Source organism: Nitrospira sp. (assembly GCA_030692565.1).
GTDB lineage: Bacteria > Nitrospirota > Nitrospiria > Nitrospirales > Nitrospiraceae > Nitrospira_D.
The window spans coordinates 300,850-323,088 of the sequence record JAUYAO010000058.1; the positions used below are offsets into that span (position 1 = coordinate 300,850).

The following is a 22,239-nucleotide window of genomic DNA, read 5'->3' on the forward strand; positions in this document are numbered from 1 at the left end:
ACCATCCAGACCGCAGTACATCGTGGAGCGGGTTGCGACGATCTGACTGGAGGGATTCGAACATCGTGCAGGCTCGAACAGGGACAGAGCCATATCTCCGAGCCACTACGTACTTGTCTACTCCGACCGGGAGGGTGAGTCAATCATTTTCCCAAACAAGGTGCGTGAGCACGCGTCACAATCAGAGCGACTGAGGCCTAGAATCTCGTGACGCTGGAGAAATGAAACTCCGGCAGGACCACGGCGGGCACGAGCATCTTTCCCGTTTCAGAGGTCACCGCTTCCATCGGTGCCGTCCAAGACTCAACGTGTTGGAACGCCCGCAGAGGACTCTCATGAAACCGGAAGTTTTTCACGGCAGACACGATCTCCCCCTTCTCTACGAGGAACGTTCCGTCCCGGGTCATGCCGGTCAATGTCAGATCGGTCGGATTGACCGTGCGGAGATACCAGAAGTTGGTGACAAGAATCGCCCGGTCGGTTGATTTGATGAGTTGCGCCAAAGAACTTGCCGACGCCCCCTCCATCGAAAGGCGCGGCGCCTCGATAGTCGGGATCGGTGCGATCTGTTGTGCCTGGGCCGTAAACCGGTCGTAGAACAGTTGCTGCAGGAGGCCTTGATGAATCCATGCCGACGCCATGGACGGTAGCCCTTCGGCAGTAAAGCCGACACCGAGCAGATCGGCGTGCCCCGGACAATTCTCCAACGAGAGCCGTTTATCCAGAATCCGCTTCTGCAGTTTTCCGGCAAATGGACTCGTGCCTTTCAGGTACGACTTCGCGTCCAGCATCCAGATGATCCACGCCCACAGGCCGGCCACCGCCGCCGGCTCGAGGATGACTCGATAGCGGCCGGGAGGCAGCTCCTGCGGCTCGGCCCCCACGGTGGCCTTGTGGATCGCGGACAGCGTGCGTTCCTGCACTTTCAGCCGATCGATGGATCGGTGCGCAGCCGAGGCCCACCCGGTCGCGTCACCGGCTTGCACGGTAATACTGAATCGCGCTTCCGTACGCTCTTCAAACGCAAGGAGTCCGGTGTCCGCCGCCACCCCGACCGACGCGCGGGATGAGGAGACAATGCCCGCAGCCGACATATTCTCCATACGGCATTGACCGATCGCTTCGTTCGCATATTCCAGCCGCAAGGCTGGTCCGGCTTTGAGCGTCTCGCTGCGCGCCGTGGGACAGGCCACACATGCCTGCGGTCCGACCGGCGGCAGATACTCCGGATCCTCGGGAGACACGCGCGCAATGGCTTCAGCCCGTTTAACGGTCTCGCGCAGCGAACCGGCCGTGAAATCCGTCGTCGTCGCCGTGCCCTGTCTGGCACCGAATGCTACCGTCACCGTCACGCCGCCCCGGCGCGTGTTGACGTTTTGGATCACCTGGTTGTTCGCGAATCGCGTCGTGCCGCCATCCTGATCATGCACTGTCACCAGAGTGTGGTCCGCCGTCGAACATTTAAGGACCAGTTCGGCGATAAACTGAAACTCCTCGCGGGTGGTCATCTTCGGCCAAGGCTTGGCGCCGGTGACAGTCATGATCGTCCCTCGCCACGAATCACCCGGATGTTGCGGAAACGGGCATGCGAAGCGGCGTGGGTCATCCAGCCGGACTGGCCGGGCTGGCCCTTGCCGCAGGTGATAAAACCGTAGCGTTGGCGATGCGACCGGTCGGCCACCCCGTCACAACTATTCCAAAATTCCGGCGTGATACCGTGGTAGATCACGTCGCGCAGCATGTGGGTCCGCCTGCCATTCTCGATCAGCCAGAAGGCATCCCCGCCGAATTGAAAATTATAGCGCCGCTGATCGATGCTATAGGAGCCGTGGCCTTCGATATAGATCCCGCGCTTCACATCCGCAATGAGCTCATCGACAGTCGCCTCGCCTGGCTCCAGCCCGATATTGGCGATGCGCACGATCGGGACAGTCCCCCAACTGTCGGCACGATTCGACCCGCGCGAGCGGGCGTCGCCGATCTTCGGCGCGACTTCCCGATTCGTGCAGTAACCGACGAAGCGTCCCTCGCGCACAATGTCCCATTTCTGGCAGGCCACTCCGTCGTCATCGTACCCGGTAGCCGCCAAGGTCTCCGGCTCCGTGTTATCCGCCACCAGATTGACCTGCGGCGACCCGTACCGGAACGTGCCCAGTTTATCCGTCGTCAGAAAACTGGTCCCGGCATAGTTCGCTTCATAGCCGAGCGCCCGATCCAGCTCGCTCGGATGGCCGCAGGATTCATGCATGGTCAATGAGAGGTGTTCAGGATCGAGCACCAGATCGTACAGGCCTGCCTCCACGGCCGGCGCTCGCACCTTCTCGACCGCCTCACGCGCCACGCGCGGCGCGTGCCCAAGGAAGCCGGCCTCTTCGATCAATTCATAGCCGCGCCGCAGTTGCGGCGTATTGAAGGATCGACTCGCGAATCTCCCGTCGTGGAGGGCCGTCGCCGTACAGTCTCCGCTCGACGCGAGGAGATCGAATTCCAGTCGCGTCCCTTCAGTCGACGCAAAGAGCTTGCGGTCCCGCCTCGCCCAGAGCTCGGCACTGCTCCGGACGACTCCGGACTGCGCTTGAAGCGACTCCATTGTGGCCAAGAGCAACTCGGCTTTTTGCCCGAGCGGAACCGTGAAGGGGTCGATTCGAACTGGCGTGACGACCCGATCGCGATGGACCGGCTCTTTGGCCAAGATAACCTTTTCAATCGCGACCGACGCGGACCCTCTGGCGATTTCTATCGCCAGGTCAGTGACTCGCGGCACTTCCTCAAGGGAGAGAATCGAACTGGCCGCGAACCCCCATCCTCCATGATAGAGAACGCGCACGCCGAACCCGACGTCATCGGAATCCCGAATCGACGCGATCCGGCGATCCTCACCCCTGATACATTGCATAGAGCTGTGCACGATGCGGATGTCGCCGTATTCGGCGCCTGATGACGTGATGCGCTTCAGCGCGAGTTCAGCGAAATCATCCCACGTGGGAGCGCTCATCGCGTGACCCTCTTTGAGAGGAGTGAACGAATCTCGAATGAAGTCAGTATAACAGGATCAGAGGAGCGCACGTAGAGGATCGGAACGGATGGGAGCGAAGACCGGCTAGAACAGTCCGGCAATACCGGTGTTGACCTTGTCCTGAATAATCGGCGTGGCCTCAGGAATGTCGAGGTCCTTTTGTCGAACGTGACCCACCATACGCATCTGCTGCACTTTGGGGCTGCTCGCATGCTGGCCTCCGACCGGAGCACCGATCGGCTTCCCGAGCTTGCGATCAGTGATTTGGACATCCGTCACGCACAAATACGTGATGCCATCCTCTTTCGGAGCCTGTTGCATCTGCATACCGGGAAAGCCGCCCCCCCCGGCCATGCCCTGCCTCATCATGGCGTTGAAGTCCGGCATGCCGCCCATTCCACCCATGCCCATCATGCCCGCACCCATTCCATCTCCAGACATATCACTGGCAGAGGCCATCGTCGTACCGCCGCTGCTGATGCCGGCGCCGGCCCCGGCTTTCGCCACGCTTTCCGGTGTGACCCCGTCTGCTGCTTTGTGGCAGTAAATGACCTTGGCCTGGATCCAATAGTTCGCCTGCTCCGGATCCTTGACCAGTTGATACCCCTTCGCCGTCAACTTGGCATTCAGCTCATTCAACGTCACCTGCTGATTTTCTGACGCGTTACGGAGCTGCGTATAGACCGTCCGGTTGGTATTCGGATCCAGGAAGATGGTGTTGCTGTTCATGAGGCCGGAACGGATGATGTTAGAACAGCCGGTCGATAGCAGGAGAAGGAACAGGATCGTCGTCAGGCGTGAAACGGAAAGCGTGAGGCGATCAGACGAACAGCTCATTAGAAATTCCCCGCCACGGCGGCGCTCAGCTTCTGTTGCAATAGAGGAGTCGCTTCCGCCTCATCGAGCTTCTTTTGGTGTACATCAGCCGCGAGCCGGGCTTGATACACACCGGGCTGCTGTCCTGCTCCGGATTTCGCCGGGGCCGGGGTTGAAGCGGTCTGGCCCTGCTCGGTAATCTGGATATCCGCGATGCAGGCGTAATTCACATCTTCCGGCATCTTGGGAGAAGAGGAACTGAACAAACTCCCGACCGCACTACCGATACCTTCGATGGCATTCAGCCCCATCGAAGCCGCAGCCCCGGCCATGGCGCCCTGCGGTCCCGCCATGCTGGCCATGCCGGACAGGCCTTGCAGGCCGGACATCATCTTGGACCCGAATCCAGACCCGTAACCGCCCGCGACCATGGCTTCCACCGGCATCTCTGGTTTCGTAATGTTGCAGTAGACGATATTCGCCAGCACGATGTAGTGTGCGGCGCTGTGATCCTGCACGACCTCGTACCCTTTCGCGGTCAACCGTGACACCAGGTCGTGAAATGAGACGCCCTGGTTATCGGATGAATTGCGGGCCTGAATGAAGACGGTCTTGTGCGTGCTCGGAGGCAGGAAGAACGTGTTGCTGGCGATGATATCGGTATCTTTGATATTGCCGGCGTAGGCGCTGAGGGGAAGCGCGATCAGGCTGAGCAGCAGGACGTATCGCATCGATACCTCACACCAAGCGGGACGGATTTTACGCAATGGCCGCCTCGAATAGCAACAGAGAAATTAGGCAGATCCGTGAGCGTTTCCCCTTACGGACCGTATTGAAGAATTCCAACGCATGGGCTAGCATGGCGGCCATTCGAGCCATTGGCCATTCCTGTATGGGAGCCCCCGATGTCAGCTCGCTTGTTTCTCCTTCTAAGCGTCGCGCTGTTGACCGCCAATTGTGGCGGCGGTGACAAGCACCTGCCGTCCGCGAATCCGCCTGAGTACGATCCGAAGAGAGTCTATACAACACCGGCTGCGCCACCCAGCGCGCCGGCCACGGTGGCCACACCGACCGAATTCGAACGGCTCAAGTCCAAACTTGAGTCGCTCGAAGCAGGCCAGAAAGCGAAGGGCGAGGGGAAAAAGGTCCCGTTCGATCAGAGCTTGCTTCCAAACTTCAAGGGAGTCACCACTCCCTGCGAGGCGTTATCGAGACTGACGCCTGGTCTGGATAGTACCCAGCTCTTTGCGGGCACCGAGGGAGCGGCCTTAAAGAAGGCCCTCGGCCCGGATGCCGATGGCTTCGCGCGTCGAATGGATGAACAAATGGCGGAGGGCCTCAAACGTTCGCTTGGCCCAGGTGCAGCCGATTGTCCGATCTCGGTACGGCCACGCAAGAACAGCGGCTTCATCGATCGGTCTCAATCGCCCCACCTCGTGCTGGCCCACACCACTCCCAGCCAACTGCTCTTCTTGGCGCAGAACACCATTCCTGACATGTCGCAGAATGATTACGATGTGGTGCCCAACCCTCCGCCTCCGCTACGTCGGGAAGATGCTCCTCCCGACTGGGTAGGCTGGAAGACGACCGATACCATGACGCGCATTGGCAGAACAGGTCGGCCCACGGAAGGCATTCGAGAAGATTATGAGATGGTCATTGCTCCCAAAGCGAAGCAGTGCCCTCATCTAGAGGGGCCTGACCTGAAGGGGATGGTAGATGGGACATTTGAGTGGTCCTTCATGATGTTTCGGGCGACGCCAGGACCGCAGTCGGTGCTCTATCGCCGAACAATCCAGGCCACACTCAAGGGGGAAGTCGGCGATGATGCCCAGTTGAAAAAGGTGGTGAAATTTGATGCCGCGGTCACGCTTCAACATATCGGCTCAGAACTCCCACACCATTCTCAGACGATCGGCTTCCAAGGTGAATTCAGCATCGATCAGCGAACGGGGATTCTCCAAGATTTCAAGATCATCACCGTCTCAGGCTTTTCGGAAGGAGAGGCTCAGGCAAAAGATGCACAACTTATTGCATGGCTCACGTCCATCATGGGCTGGTTTTCGGGTCCAGAGTATGTCCGCGCTCAGGCTATATGGAACACAGACAACACCTGCGTCGAGATCCTGTTCACGCCGCCCACCAAGACCAAAAAGTTTGTTCCAAGCGAATCGACTCAAGTGAAGACGGAACTTCGAACCAAGAAGGAGCAGTCGCTCGTGCCGGCGAAATTCAAGGAGGCGAAAGAGAAGCCAAGAGAGGGCAATGGCCGTGTGTCGCCGAGGGAGGACAAATCAGAGCTCAATAGGCCGGCGACGTTCACCTACCAGGCCCCGGCGACAAAGGTTCAGCACAGTGGATTTAGGTTGACGGCGGTTTCCCGCGCGGGAGTCGGCGAAGTGAAGGAAGGGGAATGGGAGTTAGCCCCTTCTGCGTATGTCCTTGAATTCAAGTCGCACATCGTTCAGGAACCGTTAAATCTTCCGAATCCGCCATTCGGCATGTTTATGAGTTCGAATGGGTTCGATGCCCACGTCCAGGCGACAGTACCGCTCCGGCGCAGGGACGATGGCCAATGGGTTGGGGAAGACGTGATGCAGTATGCAACTCGTACATTGACTCAGCCAGCCTCATGCGAAATCCGCATTCAGGGCGCCGGCACGACCACCTTTCATGTGAACGGAGGCTCGATCAGCAGTGATCCTGATCCATTTGCCGTGAACCTGATTATTCTTCCAGGCCAGTCAGGGGAAGTGGCAGAGACCCACTGTACCAGCGGTAATACGCCCCAAAAATTAAAGGAGCTGTTTGCATCACAAGGTGTCCAAGGCGGTGAGGCTCATGTCGCGTCAAAAGGTGGGGGATGGAGCGGGGCCTTCAACTTCACTCGCTTCAGGACATTCAATTGGGACAAGAAGGGTTACGAAATCGGAGGCTGGACCCAGGTGCTCAACTCCGATGTCGTGGCCAAAAAGACGGTGACGGTCAACTGCAGCATCGGACTGAGCACATGCCGGGAAGAGACGACGCTGACCTTGCGATTGGCCGATGAGCCAGATGCAGCAGCATCCCCGCCGAGATAGATCGCGTCCAGGGTTTCAAGAGGTGCTTCTGATCGTCGAGTAGGAACCAGCGGCTACAGAAAACGAGGCCCTCTCTCTGGGGGAGACTCAAAGCAACAGTTCACCAAGAGAATAACTTTCGCATCGGCAAGATTCCGCTTTAACTCCATCGCCGACTCGCCTACGATAACCCCATGCTCGTTCCTCCACGCACGCCTCGCCAGCGCATGATTGAACTGTTGATCGGCACGCGCCTGGCGACCCACCAGCTGGCCCAGATGCTCGGTATTCCCGAACGGCAGGTCGAGGATCATCTCGAACACGTCGTGAAATCCATCGCCCGTGACAAAACCCGTTGCTTCATCCTGGAACCATCACGCTGTCAGGATTGTGACTTCGTCTTTGGTGACCGGCGGCGGCTCACCAGGCCCAGTCGCTGCCCCCAATGCCACAGTGAAGATATCGCCCCACCGCGTTACGGCATCGACCTCGTAGAATCATCAGCCGTCGCACAACAACAAGTCCGCCGCGACTCAATAGGATGCGATGAGAAAGGACCACGATGACTGTGACCCGCTTCCTACTCTGTGCCCTTTATTGCAGTCTTCTGCTGGGCTGCTCCGGCGATAAAGCCAAAGAACTGCTCGAGACCGCAGAATTCGAAGAACGGCAGATGAACCTGCCGCACGCCAAGCAGCTCTACGACGACGTAATCCGCCTCTATCCCTCCAGCAAACAGGCAGAAATCGCCCGGGCCCGGCTGGCCCAATTACATACCAACCCATAACCGGCCTGCGCGCAATCCTCTCCCCCCTTCAGAGGCTCCCACTCCCCCCTTTCGAGGCCCGCCAAATCACCGTTCTGCGCGTACACTCAGGCCATGATTCAGAACAGGATTCACCCCGGTGAGGAGGCATTCATGGTCAAGACGTACAGTGTCCGCAGCGCGACCCGCGTTCCGACCCAATGCACTTTCTTATATTTCTGGAACGGCACGCTCGAACAGGGAAAGGTCTGGGATCTCTCAGAATCAGGGTGGCGGACCAGCATGAAACATCCCCTTCCCGCCGGATCGGAAACGACGGTCTACCTGGCGCTGCCGGATCGCGACGTCTACAAATACATGATCGTGAACATGGCGACGGTGTGCTGGTCGGATGGAAAGACGGCCGGATGGAAAGTGTCGCACATCGATGAAGCCGCTAAGAACCGGCTCGATCAGTTTTTGAATGGCGCAGAAGAAGACTGACCCGTCTTCGGCCACCAGGGAATGAAGGCGTTCGTGGTTTCCTGATAGCGACGATAATCATCGCCGCGCGTTCGAATGGCCTGTTCCTCCGCCCAGGGAATGCCGGTGATCTTAGTGAGGGACATCCCCATGACCAGCGGACCGATCCAGGTCAGAAGCCAACCGGGACTGCCGATCGCCATCACCACATAGGCCCACCAGTGCACCCATTCGAAAAAATAGTTCGGATGGCGTGAGAAGAACCAGAGTCCGTCGCGGCAAACCCGATCGTGATTCCACGGTTTTGAGCGAAACCGGGCGAGCTGCAGATCCGCAAGGGACTCCCCGGTAATCCCGATCAGCCACACGATCACGCCGGCCAACTCCCACAAGCCGAACGGCGGTCGAGGGTTCTGCATCACGGCCAGAAAGGGAAGGGAAAACAGCACGACGGCGGCCGCTTGCAGCTGAAAGTATCCGAACATTCTGAGCGGCTCCGACAAACGCCAGTCACGGCGCAACCGTTGATACCGCTGATCTTCGGTTTTCCCGATCACCCGATTGGAGAGGATGTACCAACCCAGACGCAAACCATAACCCGATGCCATGACGACCAGCAAAAGCTTCCGCTCACTCTCACCGGTCGCCAACCATCCGTACCCCGCCACGACCGCGACCAGGCCGAAGCACCACCCGACATCCGCAAGCGAGGCATTGCGCCGGGCGCGCTCGACCAGCCACCACAGAGCCATCCAGCCCGCCATCGCGATCCAGGCCCAAAGGAGCAACGTGAGTGGATCATGAGACATTGAGACCTCACGAAAAGACGCGTGCCTACGTCAGCCGATAGTCCCACACATCCGTATCCGGAGATGTGCGACTCATCAGCCATGAACGGAATCCGGGAATCGGAAACGAGAGAAGCCGCTGGAGCTTCTCGCAGCGCATCGACAGATCCGGTGGCCGCGACGGCCCATGATACGCGGCCACCGATCCCGGCTGAAGGCGCGACGCCAGCTCGGGATAGCTCATCGCCAGCGCCTCGCCGATCTCCATTCGCGACAGCCGTTCCGCCCCTCCAAGATGATAGAGACCGGACCGCTTCTGGCCGATCAATTCCCACACCGCGCGCGCAACGACTCCGGCCGGTACCGGACTGCGAAACTCATCGGTGAACAGCGTGAGGCGTTGATCCCGTCCGGCGCTTCGCCGCATGTCTTCCACAAAACTCCGGTCGCCGGTCGCCGAGGTCCCGGCCGTCAGTGCCAGGCGGATCACGATGTGCCAGGGATTGCTCAGGACAATCTCCTCCGCGGCGGCTTTCGTCTCGCCATACCGATTGATCGGATTGGTCCGGTCCGTTTCGACATACCGGCCTTGCCGGCCGTCGAATACTTGATCGCTCGAAAAGAACAGCAGGGGCCGGTCTCCCGCGAGCGAGACGAAAAACGCTGTGGCATCGACGTTCACTTTCCTGGCCAACCCGGGATCTTGCTCGCAGACAGCGGGGCGGCTGATCGCCGCACAGTGGATCACCGCCGCCGGCTGATGCTCCTGCCAGAGGCGGCGAACTGCCATCTCGTCCGTGAGATCCACATCCTGTCTCGTCAGGCCGCGGACATCCCAGTCGGGCGCCCACCGGTCGGCGGTCCGCAGAAGATAGCTCCCGACCAATCCGCCCGCGCCGGTAATCCATACAAGCGGCTTCAAGAAATGCCTCCTAGTCGACGGATCTCGGGCACCTCGATCACCCGAATCGATTCAGACGGATATTCGATCGCCCAAAGAAGCGCCGCGAGCATGTCATCCATGCTGACCAGACCCAACCGCCGTGCGGCCTCGCATGTTGAGGGGATCATCTCCATCAGTCGATACACCGGTTGCAGCGCCAGGGGCCACCAGTGGCCGGGGCCCAGGATATACCAGGGCCTGAAGATTGTCGCGCGCAGGCGGCTGGCCCGCAGCCGGTCTTCGCACTCGCGCCGGACCGCGGTGTAGTCTTTCATGATCGGCGCCGGCTGCGCGACGCTGACATAGATGAAGTGATCGACAAGAGCCGCCTGCGCGGCATCGATCGAGGCCCGGCCGGCCACCAGATCGACGGCCCTGAATTGCGGACCTTTCCACGGAGCCGGCTTTGGCACACCCACAAGTTGCACGACCGTATCGCCGGCATGGAGATGGGGCTGAAGACAAGCCGCATCGAGTGGATCGGCTTGGACGATCCGACAACCCGTTAGCTTACGTGCGCGCGACCCGGGTCGCACAATGGCCGTGACGGTATGACCACGTTCGATCAATTTCGGGATGAGCCGGGATCCCAGATACCCCGTGCTCCCGATCACGACGATATGACGTGACGGCATGGTCCTACCGATTCGTCGCGGTTTGGTTGCCGATATCGCGCAAGAATGCCGGACCAGCACCCTCGTCATGGAGGGTCTGGATCCCCTGCTCGATCAGGTGATGGGCGGCACGGATGAGGGCGTCTTGATCCGTCGATTCCAATCCGAAACTCGTCTTAATTCTGGTCACCCGGGCGCCCAGCGGATCGGTGTCCGGCAACTGCCGCAACGCGAGATGCCAGAACGTGCAGGCGCTCTGGCTTCCATTCACAGGAAACGTACTGAACATCCGGTGGTCCTGTTGAGCCGCAACGATCCCGACACCCTCCAACACTTCACGGCGCTGACTTTTCAGCAAGACGGTGGACGCGGACAAGGGTTGATCCTGCTCGCCGGCGATGCGCGGTGTGGCATCCACGGAAATGATCAGACAGCCCCCGGGAAATCTCGCGGCGATCGGCGCGCCCTGATCGGCGTTCCGCAGGAGGTTCACCAGCGTCTTCACCCCCAGATTGTCGACGGGACCGCCGTCATAGGCTAAGACGGCGGGACGCGTGGCCGAGTCGGACGAGGATGTATTGCCATACAACGGGACCGGATTGAACACGCCAGGATACGCGGCCGACATATATACCGCCCGAGCCACACTGAAGGACGGTAATGGTAACGCAAGCCCGGCAAAGCTCTCGTCGGAAATCACGAAGGGCTCGCCCGTGAGAGCATCGGTGGCATTCAGGAGGAGTTTCGGTCGAGCAGGATTCAAGTCGGCATAGGTCGCACCGTGAAACAGCTGATCGTCCAGTACATGCACGACGGTGTCCGACTTTGTCGCATCCGTGAACCAATATGCGAGCAGGTTACCCGGCGACAAGAAGCGACCGCGCATTTCGCTCTGAAAGTCATGCCCCATCCGTTCCAAAAAGCCGTTGGCAAACTCGATCGTGCGATAGCCATCGAGCGCATAGTAGGCCGCTGGCAGCGCCCCCCCGAATACGGCGGCCCGGCGGCCCCCGCCGGAAATGGCCAAGCCGATGAATCGCCCGTCACGCTGGGCTTCCTGGTCAAGTGTTTGATTGGCGTGGGTGGGTGAAGCAACCACCGGTGCGGAGGGACTTGGCGTAGCCGAAACACAACCCGCAAGTCCAAGGAGAAGAAGAGTGACAAAGGCCGACGGGATATTCATCGCCCCGTCGACCTCAAGACCATATGATTGTGCGTAGAGCGAACCATCCTTCTAGCAATACGGACTCACCGGCCGTTCGGATGGGAGCCGAGATTAATTCCTGGTCAGCTTGCGATACCGGATCCGGTGCGGTTGGTCGGCTTCTTTGCCCAGGCGCCGCTTGCGGTCCGCTTCGTAGTCGCTGTAATTCCCCTCGAACCACACCACTTTGCTGTCGCCCTCGAAGGCCAGAATATGCGTCGCCAAACGGTCGAGAAACCATCGATCGTGACTGCTGACGACCGCGCAGCCGGCGAAACTCTCCAACCCTTCTTCCAACGCACGCAATGTATTCACATCGAGGTCGTTCGTCGGCTCGTCGAGAATGATGAGATTGGCCCCTTCTTTCAGCATGCGGGCCAGATGCACGCGATTGCGCTCGCCGCCGGAGAGCTCCTTCACTTTCTTCTGCTGATCGGTCCCGGCGAAGTTGAATCGTCCGCAATAACCCCGGGCATTCACTTCGACTTTTCCGAGCTTGATCGTGTCCTGGCCATCGGAAATGATTTCGTACACGGTCTTGTTGCCGTCGAGGCTGCGATCCTGATCCACGTAGCCGAGCTTCACGGTTTCGCCGATCTTGATCGTCCCGGAATCCGGTTTTTCTTTGCCGAGAATCATCTTGAACATGGTCGTCTTGCCGGCGCCGTTCGGGCCGATCACACCGACAATGCCGCCCTTGGGCAAACTGAAATTCACATTTTCATAGAGCACCTTGTCGCCGAACGCCTTGCCGATCCCATTGGCTTCGATGACCACATCGCCCAAGCGCGGTCCCGGCGGAATGTAGATTTCGAGATCGTCCGCGACCTGGTCCTGCTTCTGATTGACGAGTTCCTCATACCGGTTCAAACGCGCCTTCCCCTTCGACTGCCGCGCCTTGGGCGACATACGGATCCATTCCAACTCGTGTTCAAGGGTTTTCTGCCGCTTCGATTCGGCCTTCTCTTCCTTCTCCAACCGGTTCTTCTTCTGCTCCAGCCAGGAGGTGTAATTGCCCTGGAAGGGAATCCCGTGTCCGCGATCGAGCTCCAGAATCCAGCCGGCCACGTTGTCGAGGAAGTAGCGATCGTGCGTCACCGCGATGACCGTGCCCTTGTATTGCTGCAGATGCTGCTCCAGCCATTGCACGGATTCGGCATCGAGGTGGTTCGTCGGCTCGTCGAGTAACAGAATATCCGGCTCCTGAATCATGAGACGGCAGAGCGCCACGCGGCGCTTCTCACCGCCTGAGAGCACCCCGACCTTGGCATCCGCCGGCGGACAGCGGAGCGCGTCCATGGCGACCTCAAGTTCATTTTCCAATTCCCAGCCGTTGGCCGCCTCGATCTTTTCCTGGATCTGCGCCTGCTTGTCGATCAGCTTTTCCATTTCCTCGGGACCCACTTCGCCGATCTTGTTGCTCACTGCTTCATATTCATGGAGCAACGCCACCAGCTCGGCCTTCCCCTCTTCGACGACTTCCTTGACTGTCTTGTTTGGGTCAAGCTGCGGCTCCTGTTCGAGCAAGCCGATGCTGTAGCCTTTCGAGCGGGTGATTTCCCCGGTGTAATTGGGGTCCACGCCGGCAATGATCTTGAGCAGGGAGCTTTTGCCTGATCCGTTCAAGCCGAGCACACCGATCTTCGCGCCGTAGTAGAAGCCGAGGTAGATCTCGCGCAACACCTGCTTCTTCGGCGGGAACACCTTGCCGACATTGACGAGAGAGAAAATGACTTGTTTGTCGTTGGTCGTGGCCATGATCCTTGGAATCCTCCGCTAATAATTCACGTTCCTGAGCCGCACAACTTATCAGACAGCCTCATTCCCGCACAACTCAACCCCTGCTGCCCTCTGCCTCCCGGCGGCATGACTGGACCAGCCCGTTCAAAAGCCCATTTCTTGCGACAGCCGGACTTCCGATTCGTCGACGATTTCTTCCAGACAAGTAAAGCAGGGAAAGGGGAATTGATTGACGGGAATCGCGCAGACTTCGCCGACGGGTGATTCATCCAGCGCCGGACCGCCGCACTCTTTATGGATCAGGGTCAGCATCGTGGTTCCTTTATGGTTGGCTCAGTACCAACCGGTGAAATCGCTCGACATGCTCGGGGCTGCTCAGCCGATGGTCGCCGGGAATCAGGTGCAGGTCGATCGGATAGGTCGGGGCTTTGGCCAACAGGAGACGGGCGAACTCCCGGCTCCCGTCTGGCAGGATCACCGTATCCTGTAATCCGTGCAGGATCGTCGTCGGTACCGGCCTGAGCCGATCGAACGTGGTCTGCCAGTAGGCCTCGCTTTCCTCGACCCACTTCCACGACAGCGGCCAATCTTTATGCAACGGATCGTCATCCCAGGGCATCCAGCCGGTGTTCTGCCAGGCCTGCCGTCGCTCCGGCGCAATCTGCGTGGCGCGAACACCCATCATATTGAACGCCGGGGCGATGAGAATGAGCCGGTCGACGAGTTCGAACTCTTGCGCAATCAGCCAGGCGATCCAGCTTCCCAGAGAATTGCCAACGATCGTAACGGGTGGACCGCCTTTGAGTGTGGTGAGAATCGTCCGTGCATCGGCGATCCAATCGGACAGGGTGTAGTCCGTGAACCGGCCCTCCGAATCGCCGAACCCGCGCACATCGTAACAGCAGAATCCCCAACCCTGTTCCTGACACCATTGCACCAAGGCCTTGCTCTTATTCCCCCAGCGCTTGGAGAGAAAGCCGGTGATGAAAAGAACCTGACGATCCTTCCCCATCGCGCGATCGCCGCGAATCAGCTTGCCGTCAGGGCCTGCAAGTTCGAACGAGTGTGGGCCGCTCATGAAGAAGTGACCGCCTTGGTGATGAAGAGCCCCAACCGTTGCAGCACTATTCTCGGAATCTCATGGCCTCCACGGAAATTGTGCCATTCAACGGACAGGCCCGCATGGGCCAGCGTGTCTCGCAATCGTTCCGCCCCGACGTAGGGCAGAATCTCGTCCTGCACCCCGTGACTTTGAAAGACCGGCAGGCCTTTGCGCTTCGGCAGGAGCGGCCCCCAGATCGGCTGTGCCAGGATGTTGCCGGACAGTTGGACAAGTCCGGCGTAGGGCCGGTCGGTGTGAAGGATGAGGTCGCACGAGAGCATGGCACCTTGAGAGAATCCGCCGAGCACGGTCTTCTTCGGATCGGCGTCGAACTTTTGCTCGATCTCTTTCAAAAAACTCAGCATCGTCTCACGCACCGGCGCGAGGCCTTTGGGAACATCCTGCGACAGATCGCGCACCCGTCCGGCCGCCCGATCCTGGGCAATGCGCGCCATATCGATCAGCCACCAGGCTCGCGCATTGCCGGGTCCGAAGCTCAGCGAGAGCGGGCCCTCGGGAAACACAAACCTCGCACCGGCCGGCACGTTCAGAGCATCGGCCAACGGAACGAGATCGTCCCCCGGCGCACCGAAACCATGGAGAAGAATGACAAGAGGCCCTCGACCTCCACCCTTACCGTCCGTACCGCCTGTGATTCGCGTCCGCAACCCACTGATCTGTTCGTCGCGCATGAGTGATCCCTTACCTCATATACAAATATTGCAACAATGCGACGATGCCATAGAGCGATGATTCGATCACCGGCTGCTGGTAGAGCGGGACGAATGCGCCCTGCTCGTTGGCTTCGACTTCGTCGATGATGAACTGGACCTGTTTCATCCGGACATCACGATCCTGCCCGACTCCCAGAGCCTGGACCATCTGCCGGCTCAGCCCCGTCAACATGGCGGCTTTTGCCTTGCTCGCCGCCTGGTACAGAAGAAACGCCGCCAGCAGGGCCAGCAACACGTTCAGCGCCCAGGAGAACAGGAGCAAGACGGGGTAATTCCAGATATCGAAATAGTCGTTCCGTCCCGCGATCATGATCAACAGAGCGATGAAGGGATAACGAATCAGGCGATTCACCACTTCGGTCCGCTGCCCGATCAGATCCACCACCGCCAGATACTTCAACTTCTCAAACTCCGCTTTTTGGGCCTGCCCCAGTCCATAGTCCCGGAGATATTCCTCTTGCACCTGATCGGACCAGCCGCCGGTCGAGGCGGTCACCCAGCCGATCCACCGCCGACAGAGCATCACCGCATCGAAGACCGCCAGATTGAGCAGGACCACGAGCGCGACGCTGCCGAGCGTCAGAACCCAATCGACGGTGCAACTCAGACGCCCCCGGCAGGGATGGATCATTTCCTCATCCAGGACCCATTTTTCCAGCGGCCACATGACGGCGAGATAGAGAAAGAACAACATGACCGTTCGCGCCGCACGCTGCGCGGGCTTGCCGGCCTCGCGATACCAGGACCAGGCCTGATCCACCGTCGTGGCCGTCATCGTCGCGGCCGGATGGGAAACCCGCTTGAGGTTGAGCCAGAAAGTCACGGGGGAAAACCGTTTACCGGCGGACTCATCTTGAAACAGAAAGTCCTGCCCGATGAGGTCGCTGTTCTTCGTCAGATCGCGCATGCCCTTCGCCAGGAGGATGAGGCAGAGGAGCACGACGAAGAAGCGCAACAGTTCGCTCGGCCAGATGCTGACGCCGGCGGTCCAGGAAAACGGCTCACCTTCGTCATGACCCGCGAGCAGCATCGTCGCGCCGCCGAGTGCCAGGAAGGCCGAGAGGGATGCCAGGAGAAGGATCCCCAGCCCTCCCAATATTTTTGGATTCTCCCTGACCCAGAGCCAGAGTCCTTGATTGCTCCAGACGACCATCATGGCAATCAAGAGCGCGATCACGACTCCGGCCGCAATGGCCGTATTGTCAAACCCGACCCCTTGCTTCAGCTGTCCATACTGATCCGTAGAGGCAAGGTCTGGGCGCAACGGATGGATCGTTCGCACGCCCTCCCGGTCGACCACACTCAGGTCCACCGCCCCGTTCCGGCCCACTTCAAAAAGCCTCGGATAGGATCCGGCATCGTAGAGACGATCCTCCGGCGTCATCGCCGCGTGGTACGCCGATGTGCAGGGTCCCCTCTGCGGCTGGTGCCCGTTGGATTCGCAGGTGACATGGCCCACGGCCTGCAGCGCGGCAAAATAGGCCGACGTTTGATAGCTGCTGCGAAACGGCGGGACATCGCGCTGGAGACTTCCATCCAGCTGCAACCCGAACGGCGAGGCGACGAGCATGTTGCGTGTCGACTTGTACTCGCTCGGATGAAGATGACGCGCGTCGAGATCCAGCGTGAAAAAGATCGCGTGCGGGAAAAACGGACGGAGGGCCTTGATGATGAGCAAGGCGTCGTAGGGATCCGTCCCCATGATCCCGATCGCTCTGGCGCCCTCACCTTCGTCATGGATGCGCGCAACCAGCGCGCGCACATAATCGAGCTGGCTGGTGCCCTCCGGGCGGTCCCGAGTCGCGTCTCCGGCCGGATTGCCGGCCGCCGCCTTGGCAGCCCGGGCGGCTCTCGCCGCGTCGTCGCCCGGCACTTCTCCGTCCAGTCCGCCCAGATAGCTGTAGCGAAAGACGTTGAGCGCGAGCGCTTCGTAGTCGGCGGGCCGCTGAATCTGCAGATCCACGGCCTGCGGGATGCTCGGGCACAAGCGTTTGATGTCCGCCGGCACCTGGATCTGCCGGAGATCCTCTTCCGAGAACGTCGCCACCTTGGCGCAGGCGGCCGCGCGGAACTCGATGGGCAGGGCTCGTCCGTAGAAAGAGTCCCACTCCCCGATGAGCATCACGGCATCCCAACCGAGCCGGACCTGCCGCCGGTCCAATTCAGCGATCAGCGATTCAAACCGCCGATCGTCCGAGCCGACGTCGTAGACGAGCCGGATGTTCGCATCGGCCAGCCGACGATAAAACTCCTGTTCGCAGTCTGCATAGGTTGCGCACGCCGCGCCTTTGCCCGACTCCGCCTTGAGCCCGTAGGCCAGCAGCCCCTTCATCGCGCTGGCCCAGGGCGAATACAGCTCGATCGATCCGTCGGCGTTCGGCCAGACCCCGAGCCCGTCATGCGGAATGCCGTACAGCGTCCCCGCCTCATCCAGCAGCGCGCGATAGGCCGAAGAGCTGCGCGGACCGATAATTTTGAACGTGACGGCCTGTTGTATTGCGGGATTCAGCCGAACCAGTCTGCGCTTGTCGCCCGTGAGCGCACACTCGCCTTTGGCCGCTTCCTGACAGGCCAGCCCCTGGGACAGCGACGTCAAGGTGGCCAGGAAGCCGCGGTTCAAGGCTTCGTCGGGAAGCCAGACGACCAGGACGCTGTCCGCGCGCGATCCGGGCTCACCACAGTTACGGGTTTTTCTCAGTCGATACCATTCATAAGGAAGCCCCCGGACGGATCCTTGCGGATCCCAGTCGACAAAGGAGAGATGGGTCTCGTCTTCCGGAACGTAGCAGGCGACGCCAAGCGCCGTGCCGATTGCGTAGCGGTCACGGAGCCGCGACTCGGTGCTTTCCACATACGGCCCGCCGGTTGTGGTCGTCAATAAAACCGTGAGGCGCTGCCCGCTCTTGACCCGCTCGGCGATCGCCTCCCGAAGCGTGCTGAGCCGTTGGGCCAAGGAGGATGCCGCCCCGGACGCCGCTTGGGGCGCCCCCTTCTCCCGGATAGCCCGCTCGACCGCCGCCACCGGATCTTCCCACAGCCGCGCCCGGACCAACTGCTCGCCGGTGCTCTGCTTCATGTCCAGCCCGGTGCCGACCGGCCGCGAACTGCGCAGCGGATCTTTCACCAACAACACACCGGCAATGGCCAGCACGAGCGTCAACGCGCCCGCCACCGCCAGCTTCGAATCACCGCGCGATTTCGCCACAGGTTGCACTCCTCCAGAGATGACCGTCCCGTCACTCTACATCAGACAGAGGAGGAGACTGCAAGGAGTTTCAGGGGACCGATTGGAAGAGGATAGAGCGGATAGTGGACTACAGGGGAACGACTTTGAAGATGCCCCCGGCGTTGGAGACATAGACAGACCCGTCGGCCCCCAGCATCATGCTGAGGAGCCCACCCCGGCCGCCGTTGTAAGCCGTACTGGTGCTGCCCAACTGCGTGAGATCGGCCCCGCTCAAGACCACACGGCGGATCAGTCCATCGTTCCAGGCAGTGAACAACAGATTATTCCTATAGGGCGCAGGATAGACTGTGGAGTCTTCGGGTATGGCGATGATCCCGGTCGGGGCGATCGTCGGCGTGTAGGCCAGGATCGGATTGAGGAAGCTCGGATTGTTGGCAATTCCTCCGACCGTCGGCCAGCCGAAGTTCCCCCCGGCCACGACGCGATTGATTTCATCGTTATCACCGGGGCCGTTCTCGGTTTCCCACAGATGACCGGTGTGGGGATGAAAGGTAAATCCGTAGCTATTGCGATGACCGAGGCTGAAGACCTTCTTGGCATCGGAGTTCGGGTTTGAGAAGAACGGGTTGTCGGACGGAGCCGACCCGTCGGGGTTTACGCGCAAAACTTTTCCTGCCAGCGACGTCACATTCGGAGCATTCGCCGTATTTTCCGCATCGCCGATGACCACATAGAGCTTCCCATCCGGCCCGAACCTGATGATCCCGCCGTTATGGTTGGTACTGGCCGGCAGATTGTCGAGAATGATCTGCTGATTCGTGCAGGACCCGGCGGACTCGGTGTAACGAACCACCCGATTGCGCAAAGGGCCGGAGACCGAATGATAGGCGTACACAAAATGGTTCGCCGCAAAGTCCGGATCGAGGGTCAGACCGAGCAGACCCTGCTCCCCGCTCGTGGCGATCGCGATCTGGCAAAACTCCGTCGGCACGAGCTGCCATTGCGGATCGATGATGCGAATCTTCCCCGTCAGGCGTTCGTTGAAGAACACGCGGCCATCCGGTGCCAACGAGAGCCCTACCGGAAAATTCAGACCCGGCAGGACGGACTGAAGAGTCAAATCACCGGCCGGCGGTTGGCTGACTGAGAAGGTGAGCGTCTTGGTCGCCTCCTGGTTCGGCAAGTCATTGTTGTTCTGATCGGCGAGAACGAACCGAACGGTATGAGCGGTGGATGACAGTCCGAAGATGTCGAAAGACGTCGCTGATTTCCAATGGACGAAATGCGTATGGACGCCATTGTAGAGCACGCCGTTGTCATCCGTGATCGCCGGTCCGTCGTAAAACCGGTAGGGCACGGGATCGCCATCAAGATAGAAGTGCAAATGGGGCTGACCGGGCGTGCCGATCGTGAAGAACTGCGTCGCGAACGAGACGGTGACAGGACCGACCGGGACCGTGGCATTCTGCGCCGGACTCGCCAGCGTGACGGTTGCAGAAGTCCCGGTTGCCGGAGGCGGGGTGGCCGAGGGAGCCGGTGAAGTCGAGCCGCCCCCGTCCTGCGCACAGGCGGCGAGCACCATCAGGAACCAGACCGAGACGAGCAGACTCCTGCTGATCTGTGACGTCGTCTGAACCTTCACGCTCATGCTCCTTGCGCGGCGGGAGGCCGCCCTATGAACCCACCGGTCCAGTGAGTCGAGCCGCCCCCCATTCAACACAGCTTCTAGCTAGAGCATAAAGAGTGCCCCGGCAGAAACCCCTCTCAGGACGAGCAACTCACCGATACATGCTTGCCCCAGTTGGGAGGCGCGGCGGCATAGGCGTCCATGCCGGGCTGGTCGCTGTAGGGATCTTGCAACAGCGCCAGCAGGCGATCGACTTCCGAATAGTCCTTCTGCTGCGCCTTCTCAATGGCGGTCTGGGCGAGATAGTTGCGCAGGATATATTTGGGATTGACCCGGTTCATCCGCGTGTGCCGCTCCTCGTCCCGGCTCTGCTCTATCCGCAACCGCCCGGCATAGCGCGCAGCCCAGGCATCGAAGGCCGCACGGTCCAGAAAGACATCGCGGAGCGGTTCGTTGAGCGAGCCCGCGGCCGATGAAAATGCGCCCAGGGCACGGAAACAGTTGGTGTAATCGACGTGACTCTGCTGCATGAGACCCAGCAGATCCTGAATCAAGGCCGCATCGTCGTCCTGCTCCTGGATCAATCCGACCTTCTGCTGCATCAGCTCCATATACCGGCGCTCGCAGAGCGGCGTGTAGGAGTCCAAGGCGGCTTTCAGCGCGTCCTTCCCGGCCAAGGGCAGCAACGCTTGCGCGAGACAGCTCAGATTCCAGAGACCGATATAGGGCTGTCGGTTGAACGCATAGCGGCCGTTGTGGTCGGAGTGGTTACAAATGAAGCCGGGATCGTAGTCGTCGATGAAGCCGAAGGGTCCGTAGTCGAGCGTAATCCCGAGGATCGACATGTTGTCGGTATTCATCACGCCGTGAGCCCAGCCGACGGCCTGCCATTGGGCGATCAACCTTGCTGTCCGCTCGACCACCTCAGTAAAGAACCACGCGTACTTGTCGGACGCGTCGACCAGATGGGGATAGTGCTGGGCGATCACATAGTCGGCCAGGACTTTCAATTGCTCGTGCTGCTTCCGATAGTAAAAGACTTCGAACGAGCCGAACCGGACGTGCGAGGGCGCCATGCGCAGCACAATCGCGCCGGTCTCCACCTGTTCCCGATAGACCTGATGGTCGCTGCCGACGACGCAGAGCGCCCGCGTGGTCGGAATACCGAGCCCGTGCATGGCCTCGCTGCAGAGATATTCGCGAATCGTGGAACGCAGCACGGCGCGGCCGTCGCCGTCGCGTGAAAAGGGCGTCATCCCCGCGCCCTTGAGTTGCAGATCCCATTTCTCGCCCCGCTCATTCCGGACTTCGCCCAAGAGGATCGCGCGGCCGTCGCCGAGCTGCGGAACATAGGTGCCGAATTGATGGCCGGAATAGAGCATCGCCAACGGCTCCATCTCCGGTACCAGCAGGCTCCCGCCGAAGACCCCGGCGAATTCCGGACGCAACGCCTCTGCCGGATCCAGGTCGATCAGTTCCGCTGCCGCACGATTGAAGCTGATGAGATAGGGAGCCGTCGAAAACGGCGTAGGGTTCAGTTTGGCATGGAACGATTCAGGCAGACGCGCATAGGAGTTATCGAACGAAAGGGTTTCCAACGCACGGCGAGCCATTACCGACCAAGACCTTCCAAGTCGCGATCCACCGTAAAGACGAGGACCTTCTCACCGATCTGGACATCGATATCGGTAAAAAGTGCCAGCGCCTTCGCCCCGGTGATGTCGGCAACCTGCTCGAAGAGCCGATCGCGGCCCTGGGCGATGAGCGTTTGTCTGATTCGTTTGACCATGTCGACGCCTTCTGCGCTTTTGGCAAGCTGCCGCTCAGCCGGCGTCAGGACGCCTTTCAGGCGAACGACAACGAGATCCCGCACGATATAGGCCCGCACATCCTCCGGACCGCGCCCCATAAAGTCCTGTTCGAACTTGATGATGGCATTACGGATCGCCGCTTCGATCTCGCCTTTAGTCAGTCCCTTGTTCATCACGCAGCCCTTCCAGCCAGATGGTAGAGACCGATTATAGAAGGGCCGCTTAGGCGGCCACAAGGATAAAGCCGCCCCGTTGGGCCGAACGGCATGATGCGTGGGCCCGAAGGCCTAGGGTGGGGTGGACAATGTACCCGATGCCTTGACTACCCAGGGACAGATACCGGATAAAGGGGCATGAATGCGTCCGA

The 22,239-nt window shown here is 60.0% G+C and carries 20 protein-coding genes; 4 read left to right on the forward strand and 16 right to left on the reverse strand.

Annotated elements, in window-relative coordinates; translation table 11 throughout:
* Window positions 1-197: 197 nt before the first annotated feature.
* From Q8N04_18210 to traT (Q8N04_18225), 4 genes are all read right to left on the reverse strand, one after another.
* Complete coding sequence (locus Q8N04_18210; protein MDP3092614.1) at window positions 198-1,541, reverse strand: TldD/PmbA family protein; 1,344 nt, start codon at window positions 1,539-1,541, stop codon at window positions 198-200.
* Complete coding sequence (locus Q8N04_18215) at window positions 1,538-2,995, reverse strand: TldD/PmbA family protein (GenBank protein ID MDP3092615.1); 1,458 nt, start codon at window positions 2,993-2,995, stop codon at window positions 1,538-1,540. The genes Q8N04_18210 and Q8N04_18215 overlap by 4 nt, the downstream gene beginning before the upstream one ends.
* A 105-nt stretch (window positions 2,996-3,100) precedes the next feature.
* Window positions 3,101-3,853: a complement resistance protein TraT gene (traT, locus tag Q8N04_18220; GenBank protein MDP3092616.1), complete on the reverse strand. Its 753-nt coding sequence runs from the start codon at window positions 3,851-3,853 to the stop codon at window positions 3,101-3,103.
* Complete coding sequence (traT, locus tag Q8N04_18225; protein MDP3092617.1) at window positions 3,853-4,563, reverse strand: complement resistance protein TraT; 711 nt, start codon at window positions 4,561-4,563, stop codon at window positions 3,853-3,855. The genes traT (Q8N04_18220) and traT (Q8N04_18225) overlap by 1 nt, the downstream gene beginning before the upstream one ends.
* A gap of 174 nt (window positions 4,564-4,737) precedes the next feature.
* Between traT (Q8N04_18225) and Q8N04_18230 the strand changes: the two genes are divergently transcribed.
* From Q8N04_18230 to Q8N04_18245, 4 genes are all read left to right on the forward strand, one after another.
* Window positions 4,738-6,915 carry a hypothetical protein gene (locus Q8N04_18230; protein MDP3092618.1) on the forward strand — a complete coding sequence of 726 codons (2,178 nt, stop codon included), beginning with the start codon at window positions 4,738-4,740 and terminating at the stop codon, window positions 6,913-6,915.
* A gap of 173 nt (window positions 6,916-7,088) precedes the next feature.
* Window positions 7,089-7,460 (forward strand): hypothetical protein, encoded by a 372-nt coding sequence (locus Q8N04_18235; GenBank protein MDP3092619.1) that lies wholly within the window; start codon window positions 7,089-7,091, stop codon window positions 7,458-7,460.
* Window positions 7,457-7,681: a hypothetical protein gene (locus Q8N04_18240; protein MDP3092620.1), complete on the forward strand. Its 225-nt coding sequence runs from the start codon at window positions 7,457-7,459 to the stop codon at window positions 7,679-7,681. Before Q8N04_18235 ends, Q8N04_18240 begins: the two co-directional genes overlap by 4 nt.
* Window positions 7,682-7,813: 132 nt before the next feature.
* The gene (locus tag Q8N04_18245) at window positions 7,814-8,143 is read left to right on the forward strand and encodes a PilZ domain-containing protein (protein ID MDP3092621.1); all 330 of its coding nucleotides are present in this window, start codon (window positions 7,814-7,816) and stop codon (window positions 8,141-8,143) included.
* Here the strand turns inward: Q8N04_18245 and Q8N04_18250 are convergent.
* The 12 genes from Q8N04_18250 to Q8N04_18305 form a co-directional block, all read right to left on the reverse strand.
* On the reverse strand, window positions 8,113-8,931 hold the full coding sequence (locus Q8N04_18250) for a DUF1295 domain-containing protein (protein MDP3092622.1): 819 nt from the start codon (window positions 8,929-8,931) through the stop codon (window positions 8,113-8,115). The two genes, Q8N04_18245 and Q8N04_18250, sit on opposite strands and share 31 nt — an antisense overlap.
* A 25-nt stretch (window positions 8,932-8,956) precedes the next feature.
* Complete coding sequence (locus tag Q8N04_18255; protein ID MDP3092623.1) at window positions 8,957-9,832, reverse strand: SDR family oxidoreductase; 876 nt, start codon at window positions 9,830-9,832, stop codon at window positions 8,957-8,959.
* Window positions 9,829-10,488: an NAD(P)H-binding protein gene (locus tag Q8N04_18260; GenBank protein ID MDP3092624.1), complete on the reverse strand. Its 660-nt coding sequence runs from the start codon at window positions 10,486-10,488 to the stop codon at window positions 9,829-9,831. The genes Q8N04_18255 and Q8N04_18260 overlap by 4 nt, the downstream gene beginning before the upstream one ends.
* A 4-nt stretch (window positions 10,489-10,492) precedes the next feature.
* Entirely contained in the window at window positions 10,493-11,650 is a 1,158-nt protein-coding gene (locus Q8N04_18265) for a hypothetical protein (GenBank protein MDP3092625.1), read from the reverse strand.
* Window positions 11,651-11,743: 93 nt separating this feature from the next.
* Window positions 11,744-13,429 carry an energy-dependent translational throttle protein EttA gene (gene ettA, locus Q8N04_18270; protein MDP3092626.1) on the reverse strand — a complete coding sequence of 562 codons (1,686 nt, stop codon included), beginning with the start codon at window positions 13,427-13,429 and terminating at the stop codon, window positions 11,744-11,746.
* Window positions 13,430-13,555: 126 nt separating this feature from the next.
* Window positions 13,556-13,723, reverse strand: a complete 168-nt coding sequence (locus tag Q8N04_18275; protein MDP3092627.1) for a hypothetical protein — start codon at window positions 13,721-13,723, stop codon at window positions 13,556-13,558.
* A gap of 10 nt (window positions 13,724-13,733) precedes the next feature.
* A complete protein-coding gene (locus tag Q8N04_18280; GenBank protein ID MDP3092628.1) occupies window positions 13,734-14,489 on the reverse strand; it encodes an alpha/beta fold hydrolase in 756 nt (251 codons plus the stop codon).
* On the reverse strand, window positions 14,486-15,205 hold the full coding sequence (locus Q8N04_18285) for a hypothetical protein (GenBank protein MDP3092629.1): 720 nt from the start codon (window positions 15,203-15,205) through the stop codon (window positions 14,486-14,488). The genes Q8N04_18280 and Q8N04_18285 overlap by 4 nt, the downstream gene beginning before the upstream one ends.
* Before the next feature lie 10 nt (window positions 15,206-15,215).
* Window positions 15,216-18,452, reverse strand: a complete 3,237-nt coding sequence (locus Q8N04_18290) for a hypothetical protein (protein ID MDP3092630.1) — start codon at window positions 18,450-18,452, stop codon at window positions 15,216-15,218.
* 109 nt (window positions 18,453-18,561) lie between these two features.
* Window positions 18,562-20,076 (reverse strand): PQQ-dependent sugar dehydrogenase, encoded by a 1,515-nt coding sequence (locus Q8N04_18295; GenBank protein MDP3092631.1) that lies wholly within the window; start codon window positions 20,074-20,076, stop codon window positions 18,562-18,564.
* Between the two features lie 122 nt (window positions 20,077-20,198).
* The gene (locus Q8N04_18300) at window positions 20,199-21,674 is read right to left on the reverse strand and encodes a YdiU family protein (GenBank protein MDP3092632.1); all 1,476 of its coding nucleotides are present in this window, start codon (window positions 21,672-21,674) and stop codon (window positions 20,199-20,201) included.
* Window positions 21,674-22,045, reverse strand: a complete 372-nt coding sequence (locus Q8N04_18305) for a DUF2294 domain-containing protein (protein MDP3092633.1) — start codon at window positions 22,043-22,045, stop codon at window positions 21,674-21,676. The genes Q8N04_18300 and Q8N04_18305 overlap by 1 nt, the downstream gene beginning before the upstream one ends.
* Window positions 22,046-22,239: the final 194 nt, after the last annotated feature.

Bases quoted from the DNA above. Each gene is read 5' to 3' on its own strand.
- Q8N04_18210 (MDP3092614.1), bottom strand. From the start codon at position 1,541: ATGACTGTCACCGGCGCCAAGCCTTGGCCGAAGATGACCACCCGCGAG.
- Q8N04_18215 (MDP3092615.1), bottom strand. From the start codon at position 2,995: ATGAGCGCTCCCACGTGGGATGATTTCGCTGAACTCGCGCTGAAGCGC.
- traT (MDP3092616.1), bottom strand. From the start codon at position 3,853: ATGAGCTGTTCGTCTGATCGCCTCACGCTTTCCGTTTCACGCCTGACG.
- traT (MDP3092617.1), bottom strand. From the start codon at position 4,563: ATGCGATACGTCCTGCTGCTCAGCCTGATCGCGCTTCCCCTCAGCGCC.
- Q8N04_18230 (MDP3092618.1), top strand. From the start codon at position 4,738: ATGTCAGCTCGCTTGTTTCTCCTTCTAAGCGTCGCGCTGTTGACCGCC.
- Q8N04_18235 (MDP3092619.1), top strand. From the start codon at position 7,089: ATGCTCGTTCCTCCACGCACGCCTCGCCAGCGCATGATTGAACTGTTG.
- Q8N04_18240 (MDP3092620.1), top strand. From the start codon at position 7,457: ATGACTGTGACCCGCTTCCTACTCTGTGCCCTTTATTGCAGTCTTCTG.
- Q8N04_18245 (MDP3092621.1), top strand. From the start codon at position 7,814: ATGGTCAAGACGTACAGTGTCCGCAGCGCGACCCGCGTTCCGACCCAA.
- Q8N04_18250 (MDP3092622.1), bottom strand. From the start codon at position 8,931: ATGTCTCATGATCCACTCACGTTGCTCCTTTGGGCCTGGATCGCGATG.
- Q8N04_18260 (MDP3092624.1), bottom strand. From the start codon at position 10,488: ATGCCGTCACGTCATATCGTCGTGATCGGGAGCACGGGGTATCTGGGA.
- Q8N04_18265 (MDP3092625.1), bottom strand. From the start codon at position 11,650: ATGAATATCCCGTCGGCCTTTGTCACTCTTCTTCTCCTTGGACTTGCG.
- ettA (MDP3092626.1), bottom strand. From the start codon at position 13,429: ATGGCCACGACCAACGACAAACAAGTCATTTTCTCTCTCGTCAATGTC.
- Q8N04_18275 (MDP3092627.1), bottom strand. From the start codon at position 13,723: ATGCTGACCCTGATCCATAAAGAGTGCGGCGGTCCGGCGCTGGATGAA.
- Q8N04_18280 (MDP3092628.1), bottom strand. From the start codon at position 14,489: ATGAGCGGCCCACACTCGTTCGAACTTGCAGGCCCTGACGGCAAGCTG.
- Q8N04_18285 (MDP3092629.1), bottom strand. From the start codon at position 15,205: ATGCGCGACGAACAGATCAGTGGGTTGCGGACGCGAATCACAGGCGGT.
- Q8N04_18300 (MDP3092632.1), bottom strand. From the start codon at position 21,674: ATGGCTCGCCGTGCGTTGGAAACCCTTTCGTTCGATAACTCCTATGCG.
- Q8N04_18305 (MDP3092633.1), bottom strand. From the start codon at position 22,045: ATGAACAAGGGACTGACTAAAGGCGAGATCGAAGCGGCGATCCGTAAT.